The 21248-nt window shown below is 49.7% G+C and carries 20 protein-coding genes and 2 pseudogenes; 6 read left to right on the top strand and 16 right to left on the bottom strand.

Annotation, left to right across the window (positions count from 1 at the left end):
- Positions 1-6 precede the first annotated feature (6 nt).
- The 6 genes from yeaG to I2123_RS12220 all read left to right on the top strand — a co-directional run bounded on the left by yeaG (position 7) and on the right by I2123_RS12220 (position 5666).
- On the top strand, positions 7-1941 hold the full coding sequence (gene yeaG, locus I2123_RS12245; protein WP_112168024.1) for a protein kinase YeaG: 1935 nt from the start codon (positions 7-9) through the stop codon (positions 1939-1941).
- A gap of 34 nt (positions 1942-1975) precedes the next feature.
- A complete protein-coding gene (locus I2123_RS12240; protein WP_213050560.1) occupies positions 1976-3250 on the top strand; it encodes a YeaH/YhbH family protein in 1275 nt (424 codons plus the stop codon).
- A 358-nt stretch (positions 3251-3608) separates the two neighbouring features.
- Positions 3609-3851 (top strand): DinI-like family protein, encoded by a 243-nt coding sequence (locus tag I2123_RS12235; RefSeq protein ID WP_213050559.1) that lies wholly within the window; start codon positions 3609-3611, stop codon positions 3849-3851.
- Between the two features lie 9 nt (positions 3852-3860).
- A complete protein-coding gene (locus tag I2123_RS12230) occupies positions 3861-4097 on the top strand; it encodes a DinI-like family protein (RefSeq protein ID WP_213050558.1) in 237 nt (78 codons plus the stop codon).
- A 162-nt stretch (positions 4098-4259) separates the two neighbouring features.
- Positions 4260-5216, top strand: coding sequence for a hypothetical protein (locus I2123_RS12225; protein ID WP_213050557.1), 957 nt, complete (start codon positions 4260-4262; stop codon positions 5214-5216).
- A 12-nt stretch (positions 5217-5228) separates the two neighbouring features.
- A complete protein-coding gene (locus I2123_RS12220; RefSeq protein ID WP_213050556.1) occupies positions 5229-5666 on the top strand; it encodes a hypothetical protein in 438 nt (145 codons plus the stop codon).
- 609 nt (positions 5667-6275) lie between these two features.
- Here I2123_RS12220 and I2123_RS12215 read toward each other — a convergent pair.
- The 16 genes and pseudogenes from I2123_RS12215 to I2123_RS12140 all read right to left on the bottom strand — a co-directional run bounded on the left by I2123_RS12215 (position 6276) and on the right by I2123_RS12140 (position 21194).
- Complete coding sequence (locus I2123_RS12215; RefSeq protein WP_213050555.1) at positions 6276-6470, bottom strand: hypothetical protein; 195 nt, start codon at positions 6468-6470, stop codon at positions 6276-6278.
- 53 nt (positions 6471-6523) lie between these two features.
- Positions 6524-6907: a S24/S26 family peptidase gene (locus I2123_RS12210; RefSeq protein ID WP_112166115.1), complete on the bottom strand. Its 384-nt coding sequence runs from the start codon at positions 6905-6907 to the stop codon at positions 6524-6526.
- A gap of 9 nt (positions 6908-6916) precedes the next feature.
- A complete protein-coding gene (locus I2123_RS12205) occupies positions 6917-7156 on the bottom strand; it encodes a hypothetical protein (protein ID WP_213050554.1) in 240 nt (79 codons plus the stop codon).
- Between the two features lie 111 nt (positions 7157-7267).
- Positions 7268-8473 (bottom strand): phage tail fiber protein, encoded by a 1206-nt coding sequence (locus tag I2123_RS25465; protein WP_244879811.1) that lies wholly within the window; start codon positions 8471-8473, stop codon positions 7268-7270.
- 74 nt (positions 8474-8547) lie between these two features.
- Positions 8548-9558, bottom strand: a complete 1011-nt coding sequence (locus I2123_RS12195; RefSeq protein WP_213050553.1) for a DUF6453 family protein — start codon at positions 9556-9558, stop codon at positions 8548-8550.
- Entirely contained in the window at positions 9558-12740 is a 3183-nt protein-coding gene (locus I2123_RS12190) for a TipJ family phage tail tip protein (RefSeq protein ID WP_213050552.1), read from the bottom strand. Before I2123_RS12190 ends, I2123_RS12195 begins: the two co-directional genes overlap by 1 nt.
- A gap of 55 nt (positions 12741-12795) precedes the next feature.
- Positions 12796-13386: a tail assembly protein gene (locus tag I2123_RS12185; protein WP_213050551.1), complete on the bottom strand. Its 591-nt coding sequence runs from the start codon at positions 13384-13386 to the stop codon at positions 12796-12798.
- 52 nt (positions 13387-13438) lie between these two features.
- Positions 13439-13858: a hypothetical protein gene (locus tag I2123_RS12180; RefSeq protein ID WP_213050550.1), complete on the bottom strand. Its 420-nt coding sequence runs from the start codon at positions 13856-13858 to the stop codon at positions 13439-13441.
- Positions 13859-13915: 57 nt separating this feature from the next.
- The gene (locus tag I2123_RS12175; protein ID WP_213050549.1) at positions 13916-14644 is read right to left on the bottom strand and encodes a C40 family peptidase; all 729 of its coding nucleotides are present in this window, start codon (positions 14642-14644) and stop codon (positions 13916-13918) included.
- A gap of 2 nt (positions 14645-14646) precedes the next feature.
- Positions 14647-15249 (bottom strand): annotated as a pseudogene (locus tag I2123_RS12170) (phage minor tail protein L); the annotation flags it as partial.
- Positions 15250-15486: 237 nt separating this feature from the next.
- Positions 15487-16323, bottom strand: a pseudogene (locus tag I2123_RS25795) (phage head spike fiber domain-containing protein); the annotation flags it as partial.
- Positions 16320-16658 carry a phage tail protein gene (locus tag I2123_RS12160; RefSeq protein ID WP_213050548.1) on the bottom strand — a complete coding sequence of 113 codons (339 nt, stop codon included), beginning with the start codon at positions 16656-16658 and terminating at the stop codon, positions 16320-16322. The pseudogene I2123_RS25795 and the gene I2123_RS12160, both read right to left, overlap by 4 nt.
- Positions 16659-16660: 2 nt before the next feature.
- Positions 16661-19969, bottom strand: coding sequence for a phage tail tape measure protein (locus I2123_RS12155; RefSeq protein WP_213050547.1), 3309 nt, complete (start codon positions 19967-19969; stop codon positions 16661-16663).
- A 34-nt stretch (positions 19970-20003) separates the two neighbouring features.
- Positions 20004-20273 carry a phage tail assembly protein T gene (locus I2123_RS12150; protein WP_136376758.1) on the bottom strand — a complete coding sequence of 90 codons (270 nt, stop codon included), beginning with the start codon at positions 20271-20273 and terminating at the stop codon, positions 20004-20006.
- Positions 20273-20695, bottom strand: a complete 423-nt coding sequence (locus tag I2123_RS12145; protein ID WP_213050546.1) for a phage tail assembly chaperone — start codon at positions 20693-20695, stop codon at positions 20273-20275. Before I2123_RS12145 ends, I2123_RS12150 begins: the two co-directional genes overlap by 1 nt.
- A gap of 49 nt (positions 20696-20744) precedes the next feature.
- Positions 20745-21194: a phage tail tube protein gene (locus tag I2123_RS12140; RefSeq protein ID WP_213052506.1), complete on the bottom strand. Its 450-nt coding sequence runs from the start codon at positions 21192-21194 to the stop codon at positions 20745-20747.
- Positions 21195-21248: the final 54 nt, after the last annotated feature.

The raw sequence follows: 21248 nt of genomic DNA, 5'->3' as shown, positions 1-21248 counted from the left end.
CATCGTATGAACATATTTGACCACTATCGCCAGCGCTATGAGGCTGCCAAGGACGAAGAGTTCACACTGCAGGAATTTCTTACCATTGCTCGGCAAGATCGCAGTGCATATGTCAATGCGGCGGAACGTCTGTTGATGGCAATCGGTGAACCAGTGATGGTAGACACCGCGCTTGAGCCACGCCTGTCGCGTTTATTCTCGAACCGTGTTGTTGCACGCTACCCTGCATTTGAAGAATTTTACGGTATGGAAGAGGCAATCGAACAGATCGTCTCTTACCTCAAACATGCCGCGCAGGGCCTGGAAGAAAAGAAACAAATCCTTTATTTACTGGGCCCGGTGGGTGGCGGTAAATCGTCACTGGCCGAACGGCTGAAATCCCTGATGCAACGCGTACCGATTTATGTGCTGAGCGCCAACGGCGACCGCAGCCCGGTAAACGATCATCCGCTCTGCCTGTTTAATCCGCAGGAAGATGCGCACATTCTTGAAAAAGAATACAACATTCCCCCGCGTTACCTCGGCACCATCATGTCGCCGTGGGCCGCGAAACGCTTGCATGAATTTGGTGGCGATATCACCAAATTCAAAGTCGTGAAAGTCTGGCCGTCGATTCTCGAACAAATCGCTATCGCCAAAACCGAGCCGGGTGATGAGAACAACCAGGACATTTCCGCGCTGGTCGGGAAAGTGGATATCCGTAAGCTGGAAAACCACGCGCAAAACGATCCTGATGCCTACGGTTATTCTGGCGCTCTCTGCCGCGCGAACCAGGGTGTCATGGAATTCGTTGAGATGTTCAAAGCGCCTATCAAAGTGCTGCACCCGTTACTGACCGCCACACAGGAAGGTAACTACAACGGTACTGAAGGGATCTCCGCCCTGCCGTTCAACGGCATTATTCTGGCTCACTCCAACGAATCTGAGTGGGTGACGTTCCGTAACAACAAGAACAACGAAGCTTTCCTCGACCGCGTGTACATCGTTAAGGTGCCTTACTGCCTGCGCGTGTCGGAAGAGATGAAAATCTACGACAAACTGCTCAGCAACAGTGAGCTTTCTCATGCCCCTTGCGCGCCGGGAACGCTGGAAACGCTGGCCCGCTTCTCGATTCTCTCGCGTCTGAAAACGCCGGAGAACTCCAGCAGCTATTCCAAAATGCGGGTGTACGACGGTGAAAGCCTGAAAGATACCGATCCTAAAGCCAAGTCCTATCAGGAATACCGCGACTATGCGGGCGTGGATGAAGGCATGAACGGGCTCTCGACGCGTTTTGCCTTTAAGATTTTGTCCCGCGTCTTCAACTTCGACCATGTGGAAGTCGCCGCCAACCCGGTTCATCTGTTCTACGTTCTGGAACAGCAGATCGAGCGCGAGCAGTTCCCGCAGGACATCGCTGAAAAATATCTTGAGCACCTGAAAGGCTATCTGATCCCGAAATATGCTGAATTTATCGGCAAAGAGATCCAGACAGCTTATCTGGAATCCTATTCAGAATACGGGCAGAACATTTTCGACCGTTATGTAACGTACGCTGACTTTTGGATCCAGGATCAGGAATACCGTGATCCGGATACCGGCCAGCTGTTCGACCGTGAATCACTGAATGCTGAGCTTGAGAAAATCGAAAAACCGGCCGGGATCAGTAATCCAAAAGATTTCCGTAATGAGATAGTCAACTTCGTGCTGCGTGCCCGCGCCAACAACAGCGGCCGTAACCCCAACTGGACCAGTTACGAAAAACTGCGCACGGTCATTGAGAAAAAAATGTTCTCAAATACCGAAGAATTACTGCCAGTTATCTCGTTTAACGCCAAGACGTCGACTGATGAACAGAAGAAACATGATGATTTTGTCGACAGAATGATGGAGAAAGGATATACACGCAAACAGGTTCGCCTGCTTTGTGAATGGTATCTGCGCGTGAGAAAATCCTCTTAACCGGGGATTGTTGGCAACGCCGTTTGGGGGAAATATGACGTATTTTATTGACCGTCGGCTTAATGGCAAAAACAAAAGCGCGGTGAACCGCCAGCGCTTTTTGCGACGCTATAAGTCGCAAATCAAACAGTCGATTGCCGAAGCCATCAACAAGCGTTCGGTTACCGACGTCGATAGCGGGGAGTCCGTCTCGATCCCCAATTCGGATATCAATGAACCCATGTTCCATCAGGGTCGCGGTGGCTTACGCCACCGTGTTCACCCCGGCAATGACCACTTTGTGCAGAATGACCGTATCGAAAGACCGCAAGGGGGCGGCGGCGGCGGCAGTGGCCAGGGCGATGCCAGTCAGGAGGGAGAAGGCGAGGATGAGTTCTCCTTCCAGATCTCCAAAGACGAATATCTGGATCTGCTGTTTGAAGATCTGGCGCTGCCTAATCTGAAGAAAAATCAGCATAAGCAGCTGACCGAATTCAAAACCCACCGCTCCGGCTACACCTCCAACGGCGTACCGGCCAATATCAGTGTGGTGCGCTCTTTGCAAAATTCGCTGGCACGCCGGACGGCGATGACCGCGGGTAAAAAACGAGAGCTGCGTGAGCTGGAATCAACGCTTTCTGAAGTTGAAATCAGCGAACCGGCCCAATTATTGGAAGAAGAACGGCTGCGTAAAGAGATCGCCGAATTGCGGGCGAAAATCGCCAAAACGCCATTTATCGATACCTTTGATTTACGTTATCGCAATTACGAACGTCGCGCTGAGCCTTCAAGCCAGGCGGTGATGTTCTGTCTGATGGATGTGTCGGGTTCGATGGATCAGGCAACCAAAGACATGGCCAAACGTTTTTACATTCTGCTCTATCTGTTCCTGAGCCGGACGTACAAAAACGTCGATGTGGTCTACATCCGTCACCACACACAAGCCAAAGAAGTGGACGAACAGGAGTTCTTCTACTCACAGGAAACCGGCGGCACCATCGTTTCAAGCGCACTGAAGCTGATGGATGAAGTCATCCAGGAACGTTACGACCCGGCGCAGTGGAATATTTACGCTGCGCAGGCCTCCGATGGCGACAACTGGGCTGACGACTCCCCTCTCTGCCACCAGCTTTTGGCACAGAAGATCCTGCCAATGGTGCGTTATTACAGCTATATCGAAATCACCCGCCGCGCCCACCAGACGCTGTGGCGTGAATACGAAGTGTTGCAGCAGAAATTCGGTAATTTCGCCATGCAACATATTCGTGAACAGGAAGATATTTATCCGGTGTTCAGGGAGCTGTTTCATAAGCAGGTTCAGGATCACTAATCTTTAGTCATTAAAAACAGCCGGTTAATTCACTTTTACCGGCTGTTTCCCTTCGCTTTTGAGTGCACATCCCCTTTCAATTGGATCAATGACTTACTAATCGTTTTGGGGAAGAATTTCTTTCCTTGCTTCTAAGTTCGTACATTCCGCATGACGCAGCATTAGAATGAGTGAAATAAATTAACCAATTGATTTATAAATAAAAATGCCACCATTCATGCGTATCTTCATTACCAAAAACTTGCGTTTGTAACTGCATGAATTTGTGAGGGATGAATTTAGTTTTGCAGAAGTGTTTTATTTAACTAAAAGAAACATTACTGTATGCATAACCAGTTAAATCGTTTGGAGTGATTTTATGTTTGTTGAGCTGATTTACGACAAAAGAAATATGGCCGGTGTGCCGAACGCCAACGCGCTGATCCTGGCTGAACTTACCAAGCGCGTGCATAGCACCTTCCCTAATGCTGAGGTGAAGGTTAAACCGATGGTGACGCTCAGCAGCATCAACACGGACGCCAGCAAGGCGCAGAAGGCTGTTCTGGCGGGCATAGTTGAAGAGATGTTTGATGATGCCGGTAACTGGCTCGGTGTGGAATAAGGAGGATTTATGCGTGTTGAATTGCTGATCGATAAAACTAAGCAGCTTCCCGCCGGCGCGGTCGAGGCCTTCAAAGCTGAGTTTGAGAAAAGGCTTGAAAGGAATTACCCAGGGGCAACGTTCTGCGTTCGCAGAGCTGGTAGTGATGGGATGTCGGTGATGGGCGGGACGACTCATGATAAAGAAGTGATTGATGTGATGTTGCAGGACACGTGGGAAAGCGCGGATGACTGGTTTCAGCCCTAAGATAGCACTATAAATTTACCCTCCATCATAGAGTTGAGAACAACTGAGGATAAAACCAGCATTTGAGGAATCAACAATCCGATCTATTATTACGCCAAAGTAATATGTATTAATCAATCCTATCTTTTCAATACTTTGGCGTTGAGTAAACGGAGTTGCATTATGGCGGCAGAAAATGGAAAAACTAAATTAAAATCACTTAGAGTTGGTTTTTATACCAGCTCAGAAAATTTGCGAACAAATAACAAAGGTACGGTTGCCGCGGCGTTCCAAGTCTTATTCAACCAATGTGCTTCGCAAATGGGTAATGCTCATTTTGCTGAGTTTGCGGGACGTGACTTAAAGATACAATTCCTTGATAGGGATTTGGAAAACGGCTCGTATTTCGGTTTCATATCAAGAAGAAGAAAGAGTGCCAACTTGGCATACATCACTGATGAAAAGTGGCTTGAGGTCAAAATACCATTTGTGGGAAACCAGTCACTTTCAGAAAGGACTTTCTTCCTTTACTACCCTCAGCAAGATTTTTTAGTGCTTTCTTTAAATCATCTTGGCCCTAGACATAGCGATCTTGCATTTTTGCTGTTTAGCAATAGTCAACATGCCACGCCAATCTCATTTGAAGCAATTTGGAAAGAAGAGAGCATCAAGGAACTTTTAGAAACTGGGAGCAGTCTGAGAAGTTGCGAAATTTCAATCGCCATCCCTAGGAATTTCAATGCTGCGAATTATAACTTGAGCGGAATGTTTGCTAATCAGGTAATCAACATGGTTAGTGGATCTAGTTCTAGCCATCTGACTATCTCACTAAGAGGGCATTCACCTTTAAAGAAAAAATCGACAGAATGGTTAAAGGGTGATGTCAAAGCCAGTTTGAAAGAGCTACTTGAAAAGTTTCCTTCTGGAGAAGGTAGTTTAGAGTTCGAAAAAGTAGACGTCGTTGCCCAAGGCGATCGTAAAAAGAAGAATCTCGTTGATCAAGTTCTAACTGTAAAGAAATCAGTTATCATTCAAAATGATGGGTATCCAAGTGATTCAGATGTTAAAATATCACTTATCCAGGCAAAAATTGAAAACGACAATTACCTGAGACAGTACTACTTGACTAAAGAAAGTTGATAGGAAAAAATTATGAGTCAGCTAACGAAATTTATGATAAAAGCAACAATTGCCGTTGTCATGACGTTTGCTGGGAAAAAATATTTATATCAGCTCGACCACAATCAAATCATCTCGGCAGCAGGCGTTTTATCAACGATTACTGGTATTCTCTTCGGCTTTATACTGGCAACTATTACTGTGCTTAGCAGTTTTGATAGTAGTAAAGGATTGATTGGAGCATTGAAGCAAAATGGTGTTCTTAAAGGCATTATTGGAGGTTTTTTCTCCACCGGAACAACTTTAATCACAGCCTGCCTACTGGCGTTGATTTCAATGTTTGCTCCTGCGAATTTTTACTTCGCGCTCGATTATTACTCGCTACTACTTGCATTATCATTTGTGATTATATCGATGATTACCTTTTTCTGGGATTGGAAATCATTCTCTATAATAATCAAGTTTCTCTGATGCATTGTTGTGATAGATAGCCCGGCCACAGAGCCGGGTTTTTTGTGCCTGTAATCTGGCAAAATCACCGCCCTGCGCTATTCTCAAACCAGCTGACACAAGATCAGCAAGCCTGCCAAGGCAAAAGATATCCTAACCCTTGAATCGGCCCGCACACACAGCGGGCTTTTTTTTGGCCTGCTTTTGGTTAAAACAGAATGTTCCTAAGCGCAAGAGCTGTATTCATTGATTATTATTAGTTCATCTGTAGTCATCTACAGATACGGAACGGAAACAACCTTGGAAACTTTATCCCTTATGCCCGCCTCCCTTGGTGGGCTTTTTTTTTGCTTATGGAATGGCAGTACTAAAAATTTTGTCTATTCTCTGAAATGGGCGATATGACTACCGTCCTCAAGTGCAAGTAATGTTGATAGCTTCGTTACTTTGCCCGACGTTAACTCGGGCTTTTTTACTCCCTAACACTCCCCATTGAGCGAACACAGCCACTTATGGATAGTTATCCTATAGATTGGATAATCATTACCACGCTATGCTCATCACGTTCTACCCGAACAAATTTCCAATGTAAAAACTGATGTTTATTGCCCGCCTGTCGCGGGCTTTTTTTTATGAGCTCTTTATCAGTAAATCTACTGCATGCCTATATCTGTTCTTGTATTGCAGATGGGTCACTTCATGATGTTGTCTTTCAAGATATGTAATGATGCTCTCAACACTTACTACTTTTCCCTGCTCAAGCACAGCCAACACTGCATCGCCAATCTCTCTTCTGACTAATAAATTCTCTTCTTCAGTTTGCATATCAACCTCAAGTAGTTTTTCACTGAGATTAGCACACAGATTTGCATAAACCTTCAAATGCACGGCGTATCATCGAACACGTCGTTCCTGGCATCGTAGATGATATGCGTCACCACCCCCTCGATCACCAGCTCGTCATCAGTGAATGCTTCGCCGAACTCAATAAAGACGTTCTTGTCGGCCAAAGACTCCAGCCCGCGGCGCAGGATTGTTACCAGCCTCCACACATCCATTTCTCCGTTGATTTGTGCCAGCAGCAGATTACCGTCGACCGGTTTAATTGCCGGGTCTATCAGCAGCATCGTGCCGGAGTTGATATGCTTCCCATGGTACCGCTCTGCGATGTACAGGCGAGATGCCGGGCCGGTACAGTTACAGACTTTGTTCAGGTCGATTCGCGATTCAACGTAATCGCTTGCAGGTGATGGAAATCCCATAGTCCCTCCTTACTTTACGTAGCCCATGTTTTTCAGAAAATAGCGCTTACTCTCGCCCTCTTGATCCGAATAGTCCCTGAAGAACCCCTGATAGTGCGTAATCCATTCATTGGCTTCACGTAATGACCAGAAGTGGTTTACCTTCGCCAATTCGGCAACAAAACGCTCCGTTGTGACAACTTGTCCTTTCTTGGGATCCTGCATGACGCTTCGAATGAACGCGCCTTTGATGTCGGAATATTTGGGCATAAACACCTCACAAAATACTGTTCATGCATACAGTATAATCATGAGTAACATGCGGAGGAAAGTCCGATCAGCGACATTTCTTTTATGCCGCTGATCGGCAAGGGAAGAAATTTATGTGGTGGTTTCTATTGCTACATCTGTTTTATGTTCAACTTTTGATGCTGGCATTTCCATACGGACATCGATCCATGAGTTGGCCGGCACATCCATTGGGATTCCGGGTATCAGATCAATATCTCCGCTTTCTTCGTTCAGTTTATAGCGCTTTTTGAAGAGCTTAATGGTCAGGGTGCCGTCCTCTGCTTGCTCACCTTCGACAATGGCCAGATCCCCATTGCCCGCAGGGTCAGCAGGTGCCTTAAGATGCCAGCTGTCTTCTGCAAAACCCATGCTTCCTGTGAGCGAGTACACGCCGACTGCAGTCCTTTTGATTTCTATACCGCGCGCCTCACTATTGGCGACGCCATCACCGCACCATTCGAAAGAATCCTCGGCGATGTCAGGGCGTAGACATGCAGACTGTGACTGAACAACACGGGCGACCGGCGACGCCGCAGAAAGAACACCATTCGAGGCTTTGGTGGTGTTTTTATTATCGTAAAGCATTCTTGCTGACGTCGGCGTCCCATCGGCAATAAGACCGCCGCTTATGTAGACATTACCTGCATCAAAGTGTGGGATGCTGATATAGGCAAAAATACCCCCCGTGCGGATCCAGATGCCCGGAGATGTCCCGTTGATTCTCCCTGATATATTCGCTTCATTTCGGAAAGGAACCATCCCCTTCGGCGAAAGCAAGCTTATCATTGCTGGACTTGTATCCAGGTTAAACGCGGCGTGTGAACCCTGGAGACCTAAACCAAAAGCCCCGGAACCCATAACATTTCCAGCGCCCTCTCCTATATCTGCAAATGCAGCGCTTTTCAATGAGCTCCATGCAGGACCGGTATAGGTTGATCCATCAGGCAGCGTCACTGTGACCGGGCCTGTCCCGCTAAATACTTGCTGCCAGTTAGCTTTGTCGAGATTCAATCCGCGAATTGCTTTGGCAACGTCTGCTGCTACCTGAGCGGTGATACCAACCAGTGTCGCATTCGGCACTGCTGTCCATGCGTTACCGGAGGCGGTCGGTCCACCATATGGGGTAATTAACGTTAATGATATTGCTGATGCTGTTGCTTTGACCCCAAGCGTATAGGTCACTCCCCCGACAATAACCACAATGAAGTCGTTTGCTTTTAAGTCGGTGGTAAACGCGGTTCCGGTCCCTGTCACGGTTACGGAGTTATTGGTTAGTGTGAGAGTTCCTGCTGACATGTTTGCTCCAGGTATAAAAAAACCCGCCGAAGCGGGTCTGTACGTGGTGAGTGATATTCAATTTGGTGGAAAAGTTAGAAATAATCTGTCGCCCAAAGGAAAGGTAATGGCCTATTTGCATAGCCTACAACCTGTTGATTAGGATTAGATGAGTCACCGCCGTTTATAAAGCTCGTCGGCCTACCGAAAAATGATGCTCCACTACGTGCCATGCCAAGGTGAAGCCAGTTCTGTGAAGCCAGTTGTCCACCTATCTTCATAATAGGGACCATAGGCTGCTGCGATTGGTTAGCCGCACTGAATGTGGTACCTGTTCCATTTGAGGCCGGGGTATTAATGTTTCCCCGATACATCATCGGTGTTTCGGCACTGGTAAAACTAATCCCTCCATCAATTCCCCGCACAGCAATCCCCCAGGCAGGAACCGCCGGTGTTTTAATGGAAAATACGCAAATCTTAATGGCGATATTGATTCCAGATTGATTATTTGCGCTGCTGTATCCTTTGAGTGTGCGGCTTGCCTCGTCGTATATCATCCCTATATTCGGATGATCCCAGTAACAAAATACAGTGGAATTAGCACCCACTGGAAGGGTTAGGTTTCCGGTGAATGACCCATTGTATGAGTAGGTAAGAAACAAACCTGAATTGCTGTCTACGACGTAAGGGAAAGAGCCACCAGCAGCCACGGCGAAGCCGAAGCCACCCTGATTGACCTCCCCCGGATACACACAATAGATGTTGACCAACTTTGGACGATCAGCAGAGCTACTGGCAAAGCTAGGACTCTGTAGGTTAGTTGTCAGATTTAGCGTAGCCGTCACTGTCTTGGCGTTATTGTCTACGCTTATCACCAATGATTTAAACTCCATTGTCGGCGATGTTGATGTTTTAATTATCGCGACTACATTGTCCGGAATGGCAACCAACTGTGAGCCAGCAGGACATTTGGCGGAAAAATTACCTGATGAAGTGTTCACATTACCCATGCTGGCACCTATCGAGAGACTTCCGATCCACGTTAATGGCCGACTGATCGACATGTCGTAACTTTTGGCTCCGGCCACTGCGATTCCGAATGGCATCAGCTTAAATCCCCCACTTTAACTTTCCAGTTTCCGGCGCTGTCATAGACACGTAATCCACGGCCATCGAGCGTGATGCTCCCCTGCCCTGCGGTCGCCGATTTAAACGTAAAGCCGGTGTTCTTGTCGAGGTTCCAACCGGTACCGGAAGATGAATAATTATTGGACTGAATGAAGTTACCAATCTTCGCGTTCGTTATCGTTCCATCCTGGATAAACGCGTCACTGATGAACACCTGCCCATTGATTACCGCAAACGGTGAATACTGCGTCGAGCCGGACCCGCTCATTAAAACAAACTGGTTCGCGTTAAAACCAACACGCGTAACAACCGGCTGGCCAGCCTGCGCCAGAACAGCGATCGACATTCCGGCGTTGTACATCACACCACCAATCCGCACGCCTGTTTTCAGTGTGTAAATGGCTGATGCTCCACTGGCATCAACAACCGCCGTCAGCTTATCTTCGAGTGCCGCCGTCACGTCCCCGATTTGAGCCTGCACTTGAGTACTTAAATCAGCCAGTCCCTGATCGACTTCAGCAATGGTGGTTTTAACCGTCAGAATGTCAGCGCGCACCTCCCCGTTCTGAGCGAACTGGTGATCTACGGTCGAGTTGAGGTTTAAGGCATTCTGAAGGATGGCGTCGATGTTGGTTTCAATGTCACCCGTCAGCCGGTCTCCATCAGCAGAACTAAGGAAATCATCCGCGATATCGCCGAGGTAATCGTCGGCATTATCGTTAACCATGCCTCTGATCCACTCGGTATACCCTGACTCATTCCCGGTCTTATCCACCAACTGAGCGCGGTACCAGAAGACCTGACCAGCCCTTAATCCCAGTTGCGTATAAATTGCCTGTGGATATGGGACATCTGACAGTAATAGCGGGTTCGACTGATCGGAGTTCGGCGTGTACTGGATTTCTGTTTTCAGCGTGTCAGAGGTATTTTCTGAGAAGCCCCAATTCAGCTGAATCCCCCAGTTGATGCCGGTGGCCGTGAAGCCGACAGGCTTCGGCGGGTTACCCTCTTTACCCGTCAGGGTAATTTCAAGAGAGTATCCCCATCCGCTGGATATTTCCGCTGCATTGATAGCTCGCACACGCACCAGATAGCGGCCAGCGTAGATGCCTGGCACTTCGAATGACGTGGTAGAACTGCGCGGCACGTTTACCCAATTGCCGTCGTTGCGCCGCCATTGAGCCTCATACGCGATAGCGTTCGCCGTCGTATCCCATGTGGCCCGCATTGTCTGAACGTTGATGCCCTGATTGACGACAGAGTAAGAGCTGATCTGGATATTGGCGGGTGCAAACTGACTACCCGGCGGGATAACGCTGATTGGCCGCTGATCGATTACTGCACCAGTGTCGATACGTGCAAATTTATCCGGATCATGTAAAACACCGGTGATGCTGTAAGTGCCATCGTCATTCTCAGCCGTAGTCGTAATTCGGTATTGCTGAGCGTACAGATCGGAAGACTCAACAACCCAAACGCTCTCAGCTTCAGGTATCTGGGAATAGGATGTGCTGACGGTGACTATATTGCCGTTAACGGCCTGAATCGTTCGGCTCTGGGAAATACCGGTCGGTAAGTTCAGCTGCAACCTGTCGCCAGCCTTTGCATCTGGTGCCCTGTCCAAGGTAACAACACGCCCCGATACGGAACTGATTCGCCCGCCTGCCACCCTGCCGGACAAGTTTTCATCCGCAACAGAGATGACATAGCCGGGCAGAGGAATATCACCATCAAGCCCTACAGAGAAGTTCACGACACGATCGCTGTTATTGGTGAGGATGCCCCAGCGACCCTTTCGGTTTGCTTCTGACTGCCTGGTACAGCCAATGGCGGTTACTTCGAGCTGGTTGAAAACCTTATAACGGGTGACTAATGCCTGCTCAAAGACTGGCTCCATCGCGTCTGCATAAGCATTATCAGGATCTGACCATGAAACGAGCGCAGAGGTATAACGCGTTTTTGACGTGCTGCTTGAGTAAGTAAAGAGCCCATCAACAACGTTAGCGTTCGTGAAATTGTAATCCACGTCACGCGGCATATCCGCAAGGGCAAAAATCTGATCTCCGCCCCAGTATGTCATCCCCCTGAATATGGCTGCGAAATCTCTCAGTACCGTGTAAGCATCGTTTCTGTTCTGCACGTAGACGTTGCATAAATAGCGTGGTTCCGTGCCCGCACCGCCTTTGCCATCAGGGACCATCTGATCGCAATACTGAGCAACCTGATAGAGAGTCCATTTGTCGATATTGGCAGCCGTTAGGCGATCACCCAATCCAAACCGATCGGATACAACGATGTCATAAAATATCCACGCTGGATTATCAGTCCACGCCCACTTGAAATTCCCCTGCCAGGTGCCTGAATAGGTTCGAGTGATAGGGTCGTAATTATCAGGCACCCGGACGACGCGCATTTTTGCATCTACTGCAACCTGCGGAATTGATCCGTTGAACTGACTGGAGTCAAACTCGATATACAGCAGCGCGGTGTTGGGATAACGAAGCTTGGCGTCGATCACTTCGGTATAACTTTGCAGCGTCATCGTATCGCCGATTTTGGCGCTGTTGGCGTCCTGAGTTATCTTACGCAGGCGCAGCGTCCATGTACTACCTGATTGGGGTAAATCAATGCGGTGGCTTCGCTCATAACCAGTGGTGGTTTTACCGGTTACAGAGGTGTTTACAACGGTTTGCCACGTGCCACCATCTGTCTGTAAATCTATGGCGTAGTTGATGCTATAACCAACCAGATCCCCATTATCTTGCTGTCTGAAAAGTGACGGCCATTTGATGCGAAGCCTGACGGCGGACAGTTGAGAGTTAGAGAATGTTCGCGTCCAAGCGGTAGCGCTGCTGACTTCAGTACCGACATTGATTTCATTATTGGCGCCAGGCAGCCCCTGAATATAAGTTTGAGCCTGGGTGCCAGGGCGAAACTCCCACGCCACGCCGCTAAAGTTACTGGAACCGTCGGTATTGAGTAGAGCTGTTCCATCTAAATAAATGTTCTGACCAGTTAAATCTCCAGCCCATTCACCTTCGCCAAGGGCAATTAAGACTTTTGCTTTCGCAATTGACTGAAGGTCATCGGGTTGTTCTACAGGCGTACGGGATGAAGAGCTGCCGCCTTTGCGGCCTCTGATTGCGGTAGCTGTTGCCATATTGAGCCCATAAAAAAAGGCCACCGAATAGTGACCTTAAAGGAATTGGAGGGATTTACTGCTGATCTTCAACGTAAATGCCCGCTGATATGATCGCCCCACCCACACGACGGCGGCCATAACCAAGAGGAACCGGATAACCCTGTGAGGCAGTGTTCGTCACCCCACCGAACGCGTAGGAAGCTTGGTTAGCTGAGTCTTGTTTACTGGCGAGGCCGGAAGCTTGGGGGGATAACAACTGAATCACCCCGCCCAAAGCCATTGATGCCCCCATTGCATACAGGAATGGCGACGCTGCAGCTAATGGCGTGAACGACGCTACAAACGCCGCCGCTATGAGAACCGCACCAAGTATGGTTTGAAATAGCCCGGCTTTTTTACTTCCGATAATTATAGGAACTATTCTAATAACCTCCCCCGTCACCGGATAACCTAAGTCATCTTCTCCTATATTTTCTTTTCCACGAAATACAGCGTAGGTAATTCCTCTTGCTTTACTGCTATTGAGGTAACGTTCGAAATCATTAATCGTACAGCACAGTGCTTTAATTGCTTCTTTGGTTGTTTTAACTGCTCGCAGATGTCTCTTCCCAAATATTTTACCTAAAGAACCACCTAATAAAATTTGAGTCATCTCTTCGTTCATTTTTTCACCAAAAAAAAGCCACCCTAAGGTGGCCTATATTTTATATTGTTCGTTAAAGAGTAGAAGGCTTTATGTCCAAATTTCCACTACCATCAGTAAAAATCCTAACTACTTTTGACTGATTAGATTTCAAAACGACAGTGCGCTCTTGCCTTTCTTTTCCCATAGAACAGAATCCTGAACCATCAAATGCGGTTCCTATCTCATATTCGCCGGGAGGCAGGTATAAAGTCGCTTTCTCGGAAGTGTTGAGTAATGCCGCCTTATCACCATTTACAAATACAGATGCGTAGCAGGCACTCCCTGTTATTCCACTATCTCGAATAACTGTCAGCTTCGTATCCCCATTATGTGGTGATTGATATTTCAACACTCTCTGAGACGGCGCAGCATCAGCCTTGTTGACAGGAACAGGACTAGTGGAGCACCCCACCAAAACAAACGCGCCTATCGCTATTAAAAGTTTTCTCATTTTCTTCCCTCTGGGTTAATGAGGAAATGATAGCAATAGAAAATAGTAAGGCAATGTTTAATCTAAATCAGCAAAGCTAAATAAATTTTTGTGCCGGACAATTTTCATCGTCCTTTCACGCCAATAACCGCCATAAGGCACCCGCTGACTGAGCATGCCGTACATGTGGTGAAGAAGCATATTCCCCTCGAGTAAAATCCCCGCATGGTTCCACTTATCCGACTGCACCTGCATGATCACCATGTCCCCCGGCATCGGGTCTCCTGAGAATTCCCTGAATCCGCATTCGTGCCAGCATTCCTGATAGAAGTTGTCCAGATACTGACTTTCCCACCACGGATAATCAACGCGGTAATCCTTCAGCTCTAACCCGTGCGTTTGCCGGTAATAGCTCATCACCAGCCCCCAGCAGTCACTATGGCCCAGCACAAACGGGCGTTCAATCAACGGAAGGTCACCGCGTGGCTGGATAGTGCGAAGATCCCCCTCTGGCCAGCTCACAATATGCCAGGGTATTTCAGTGGCATCACACTGCGCTTTATCCAGCTCGCTCGGCTGCGTGGTCGCGTCCGGGTGGCTGTGGACAATGGCGATAACAGCTCCCCAGTCCTCAGCGCCAGCATAGCCCTCAGGATCGAGATGAAAATGTTCCGTTGGTTCTGGGGCCATATTACGGCAGGGGAAATACTTTATGACACGTGACTTCTGCGCCAGCACGCCGCAGCATTCCCGCGGATACTCGGCCTCGGCATGAGCCATAATCTCATCGATAATCTTCTGTTTCATGATCATGTCCTAAGTAAAGATGTGCCAGGGAAACCGCCGAAGGAAAGCTCGTTGTTTTCCCCGAACCGGAGTTTGCAGCCTGTGAGGTTACCGCTACATACGTCCAGTGACGGATCGCTAACCGGTTTGTTGAATTTGTCAAAATAGCGGGTACCGGCATAATCGCAGCCGTCACCTGAACGGTATTTACCGCGAATACACCAGGTGCAGAGGGAATGCAGCTGGCGTGTGGGGATCTGTAATCCCTGTAAATCCATCGGGCTGCTGAGGGTGAATTCGACCTGAAGCTTTGTCTCTACGCTTTTACTGTCGATGTAATAAACCTTAAGCTTTTCCTGTGTCGGATCCGCCGATGTATTACCCTCCGGGAAGTTTCGCGCATCGAGATACTTTGCCAGCGTGTCATGGATAGAAACTTTGGCCTGAAGCATGTCGTCGTAAGCCAGACATAGGGCGGTGATAGAGCCGTCAAGATTGGCAACGGTAAGTTTCGGCTGTGCGCTGCTCCCGGTAGTTGAGGACTCAATCCCCTCTATCTGGCAAGGCCATGCCGCATACTCTATACCCTGCCACCAGATAGATTTCGCCGGAAGTTTCGACTCATCATAGGTCGGAACGCCCCCTACATATTCAATACCAGTGATGTAGCGCGTTCCCCACGGCTGGCTTGCCGCCGGTAATGCAATTGAACTCGCAGAACCGAACGAGAGGTTCGCCGTGTCTCCGTTTGAGTAAGTTATTTTTACTCCTGAAGCACCGTTGGCAGGAATTAATGCGGTTGCTGCAGGACGGTTTGCCACAGCAGTTAGAGTTGGCATGTAACTAGTGGGTCTGTCAGATAATTCTATTTGCGCTCCCCACAATTCTATCCCACTTATTCCATCACCAGTCCACGCTGAATTCCTAGCACTGGTTAATGTAGGGACTAACCCGAAAGCGAGTAATTTACTGGCTGAAGCATTGCCAGTTACAGGAACAACAGCTGAGCAATAATACCATCCACCACCAATAGGGAAGATAGTCACATCTAACCCGCTGGGGTTGTAAGTTGTACCATTGGTTAAATCAAAATTTATGAAGGCTCCGCTAATACCTGTCGCGCCAGCTGACCAAGTAAATTGCAGATAATTGTATCCAGATGACTTAGCAAACACTGACAGAGCATATTTCTCATCCTGAGAAACTGCTCCCTGAATGCTTTGATTTCTAGACCTTGATGATGACCCACTGCTAAGAGGAACCATCTTCGAACTAGTTAAAGAGCTATCTGGGGCCACACCTCCATAAATTACATTAACGCTCGTTCCTGACCAGACTGCATTATTTAGAGCTGAACTTTGTAGGAGCCTATTTGATGAGGCTGGTTCAGGATCTGTCCTTCCCTCACTACCCTGATATTCAAGCGGCCACTGATTCGCGGCGGCCTGGTATATTTTCCCATCCTGACCGATATAACTGGCAGCGCCAGCACGGGTGAAGGTGACCCGACTATCCAATACCGGTTTATTCAAACGGATCGGACTGACCGGGTTTGTCGCTTCGATTTCCGCTTCGGTGTGTGGGATGTTGTAGGAATGAAACCGGAGAATATCTCCAACACCGAACGCCGTGCCATCGACTTCAAAAAGCCGGACTTTGTTGCCCGGCTCGAGTTTCTGATAATCGCTGTTAATGCTCATGGTTTAAACGCCTGTTCGAAAGTGGCATCGAGGTTGAATTTGTCCGCACCGAGCGCCGTGGGTTTATAAGTGTCGCAGCGGAACATGCCCAATGGTTCGAGCGGCGGTTTCCAAAGGAATGCCGCTGTCCCCTGATGCGCATCCAGAAACGTTTTAATCGCACCGATGTAATTTTCATTACCGGTGAAACTAAGCGTCCACTTTTGACTTTTGGTGTTTAAACCATCGCCAGCAACCTGCATATATCCGTCGCCGAACTGCACCTTCCTGGTTCGAAATGTAGTATCGGCTTCGGCATTTAAGCGTGGGCACCACGTGAATGTTTGAATAGCCATGATCACCTGCTGTTTTTCATTGCGTTCCAGATGTCGCCGCCCGGTCGCAAATCCTTCGCCTTGTTCTGCTGGTATAACTGGTTTACATAGTTGGCGATCTGCGTGCCGAACTGTTCCCAGCCGCCCGAGGATTCCGTACTGGCATTGCCGCTGCTGTCTATCGTGATGTAAACCTGCGGCGCGCCGCCTGAACCTGAGCCGCCTGAACCCAGCGCCCTGACACCCAATGAGCCATCTGCAGCGCGAGTCAGTGGCATGATCGCTTCTGGCCCCGCTTCACCAAATACGCCCGCACCTTTCGCAAAGGCGAACATAGTGGGTGAGCTGTATACCCCGTTACTGAAAGAGCTCAGGGATGGAGAGTCGTAAACGCCGCCTTTCGCATTGAACGAGAGATTGCTGTAAGAACCTGAGGAAAATGCATTTGAGGAGGATGCCGCGGCACCGCCGCCAAAGTAACTGGCCGCGCCACCTGCAATCGTACCCAAAAGCCCTCCCCACGCTGAACTGCCACTGCTTCCGCCCATCAGGCTCACCGCCGCCATCTGGAGCGCCACTTTCTCGATGACCTGCAGAACAGAAACGCCCCATGACTTCCAGCTGACTTTGTTGCCTTCGAGCATGGAGGTCACATTTGAGAAGGCGCTATCCATCGTGGCTTTAACACCATCGGAAACAGTGCCGGACACGTTACTGATTTCTTCCAGCCAGTTGCTGTAACCCCGAGAAGCGCCGGACATCCAGTCAGCTTCAGCTGCCGCCGTTGCCTTATACTTATTGTCCAGTTCTGTCAGTGCAGCGTTGCGCGCTGAGATAGCAGCTGCGCCCTGGTCGGTTTTGGCGAATACCCGGTTAACCTGCTGCGTTTCATCAAACCGAGAGCGCTGACGGTCACTGAGGCCAGCCGTCTCCGTCGTCAGCGCGGTTTCGTCCCGGTATTTTCTGGCGGCGTCAGTGAGGTCTTTCAGCGCGTCGGCCTGCTCACGCTGCTTTCTGACGGTTTCATCCGCTTTCTGATTCCACTTCGCCAGTTCTTCAGATGATTCGCGGATCGCCTTGATTTGCGCTTCCGTCCATTTGGTACCGGTTTGGTGAGACGCAGCATAAAGTTCGGAGGCCTTTTCACCCTCAGTCGCTCTGACCCTTTGCACCTCAATGGCCACACTCAGATCGGCCATCTTTCGGGTGTACTGCTCTGCCTGCGCCGCGGCTTCCCGCTCGGCTTTGTTCTGCTCTTTGGTTGCGGCACTCGCGCCTTTTTTGGCGTCCGATAACCGCTGGGTGTTGTTGTATTCGTCTTCTAAGGCTTTGGTGTACTGGATGGAGTACGTGGCATTTTCAGCACCAGTTTTCCCCATTTTCTCCAGATCAAACTGCGCCTGCTTGCGTACTTTCGCCAGACCGGTCAGGCCTGCGAGTTCAGCCTGCTGCTGCCTCTGCTGCAGGCTCTGCTGATCCTTGGTTGATACGTCCGCCTGCGGCACGCGCATCGGCGAATTGACCAGACCGGCACGGGACTGAAGCAGCGTATTACCAAGGGAGAGAAGGCGGTTAAATTCAGTGTGCTGGCCGTTCATCATCAACAGGGACTGATAAGCGGTATTTTGCTCGGCGGCCTGCTGCCGAATTAATTCAATGCGGCGGTATTCCAAACCAGCCAAAACAGACTGAATTTCGTCAGACTTTGATTGCATCTGATTAAGACGTTCTTGCTCAACCGCAAGCTTTGCTGTTACAGCTGTTACCGAACTAATTAAATCGGCATCTTTAACATAGCCACTATATGAAGGGTTATTACGCGCCTCATTTAATGTATTTATGTCGCCTTGAAGAGATTTAACTTTCTTACTCTGTTCCTCAATGAGTCTATTTTGTTCAGCAAAAGCAGATTGTGCTTTAGGGATATTATCTGATGCATCGGTTAAGCCCATTGATTTGGTTTTTTGCCTAATATCTTCAATAGCCTTACCGTATTCTTGGGCCTCTCTTCTCGCCTGTTCATTTTGCTGCGATGTATAAAGCCATGCAGCGCCGATCCCTAAAACAATACCCGGTATTCCTCCAACCGCGCCTAAAAGGCCACTCCCGAGACGAGCACCTATCGATGAAATTGAGTTGAGACGGGTCTGCGCTGCCTCGCGGGCAGCCATATTTCTTGTTAGTTGAGCTTGTGCAGCCGTTAATCTTCTCTCTGCTGCGGCTTGCTGGTCAGCGCTTAAGGCTGCTGCCTTAGCTTGCTGAGCTCGGTAAACTGTTGCACGGGCGCGGGCAGTGGAAATCTGCGTGCCGCGAACCTGTGCAGCAGCCAGAGCAACTTCAGCCCGCTGCGCCGCGATCATTTGCGTGGTGGCTGTACCGACGCCTGACGCCATGTTGCCAAAGAAGCGCGCCGCGCCAATACCCACCAGAACGCCGAGAGTAGAGGCGACCTGATCCATGTTGTTCGCGAGACCGTCCAGCAGACCGCTCAGCGAAGCGGTGACGCCGGTTGCCTGATTCTGCGCGCCAACCCATGCCTGAAAGGCGTTTTCAACTTTCGTTACTGACCCGCTGACAGACGCCGGGAGGCTGGCAAACTCGCCACGTAATGTGCCGAGCTGGCTGATGAGCGCGGGCACTACTTTGTCGATCGTGAGCTGGCCCTGATCGGCCATCGCCTTTAAATCTTTTCGGGCTACGCCCATGCCCGCCGCCAGCGCGCGGATCACACGATCGCCCGCCTCGTTCACGGCGTTGAATTCTTCGCCGCGCAGAACGCCCTGCGCTAACGCCTGGCTGAACTGTGTAATGACAGAGCTGCTTTCTTCCGCACTTGCCCCGGACAGCTTTAACCCGGTCGAAACTGACTCGGTGATTTTCAAAACATCCTGCGAGGAATACCCGAATTCCCGCATCGAGGCAGCGGAACGGGCAAACAGGCTGGCGTTATCCCCAAAGGCCGTGCCGGTCACCTGGCTAATGGCCATCAGCGCTTTTTGGTTATTGCTGAAATCTTCTGTCGATTGAGATGCCTGTTTTAAACGGGCATTAACCTGATTCCATTCGTCGGCAAGATTGATCAGGTGGCCGGTGGCGAATGCACCGGCGAAAATCCCCGCCATATCTTTGGCAGTATCACTGATGCCCGATAACTGGCCGTTAAGGTCGGCGATTGCGCGCTGGCTTTGACGCGATGCGGACTCTGCCCTGCGGCTTCCCTGCTCCATCGTTCTGTAATAGTTTTCACCCATACGCGAGGCGCGGGCTATTTCACTTTGAAACGACGTGGAATTAGCAGAGATTTTAATAATTAGTTCGCGCAGCGTTGCCATATTTCACCCATAAAAAAACCCGCCGGAGCGGGTGTTAATCTGCAAGCTTGCCGAGGAATCCTTCGAGGCCGTTTTCTTCTGTTTCCACTTCGTCCACCTGCCACTGAAGCAGGGCATCATCAAGACTGACCTTGCCGCCCTGAGCGTTGAATACGGCGGCGGTGATTTGTGCGGCATGCAGATCGGCGCGCCGGTCCCCGATCGGGCTGATGCGGTCAAACTCCATCCACAACTTCAGCTCACTGGCAGGAAGTGTATTTTTCAGCTCATGCAACGTGCGCCCCAGCCTGAGCGCCAGCGTCATTAAGAAGAAGGTGCCGGGCTCTCTGACTTTTTTTCAGCGGCTTCCGCCGTGGTGCTAAGTTCCAGCGCCTGCTTAAGCAAACGGGAATGCACCGGACCGTAAATCTTTTCGACCTGCGCCCGATCTTCCTCTTTGAAGACTGGCTGGTCGTTCTCGTCTAAAAGCACATCGATAAAGAGAATGACGTCGGCCTGCATGTTGCGGTGAACGGTCTGCGCCGGTGTCATTTTTACCGGCTCCTGACCTTCCGGCACTTCGGGGCTGATGACCTGTTGCCATTCAATCCATCCCTTAGAGGAGGGCTCGCGGATCGTCACTGCTGCATCACCCCATTCAGGAACGGTCACAACTTTCTTACGAAAACCCGACAGCGGCGCCAGCGCCAGCGTGCGAAGTGATACGGCTGATTTAACTTTGCTCATTAATTTCCCCGGTAAGTTTCAGGTAATAAAAAAAAGCGGCCGAAGCCGCTTAGGTTGTTGCCGGACGGATACGCTCAGGCTTGCCCTTGATGCGCAGCGTGTACGACGCGGTGACCAAGCTGGACGTCGATGCACTCCATGAGCTCTGGCGAACTTCGCAGAGATAGGCAAAGCCGTTGCCTGACGGGAAAACGACTTTAATCGCGCGGATCTCGTCGTTTTCGTATGCCGTTTGCAGGGCTTCCTGCGCGGCTTCGCTGCCAGCCCAGTTGCGGGACAGCGTCATTTCAGCGGGGGCCGCCAGACCGTTCGTCTGTTCCTGTTCGGTTGAGCACAGCGTGGTGACGTCAATATCTGACTTCTGACCCCCGGTGAAGCTGATTTCCTTCATGGCGCATTGGGCATCAATCCAGGTAGCGCCAACGGGATTTGGTAAAGTCGCCGGGGCACTGGAAATACTGACGGTGGTTCCCTGCGTTTTTTCGTACTTACTGACCATGTGATGATCTCCAGACATAAAAAAACCGCCCGGAGGCGGCTGATTGGGGTGAGT

The organism is Rahnella inusitata, assembly GCF_018288855.1.
Classification (GTDB): domain Bacteria; phylum Pseudomonadota; class Gammaproteobacteria; order Enterobacterales; family Enterobacteriaceae; genus Rahnella; species Rahnella inusitata.
This window is presented reverse-complemented; position numbering and strand designations above follow the sequence as displayed.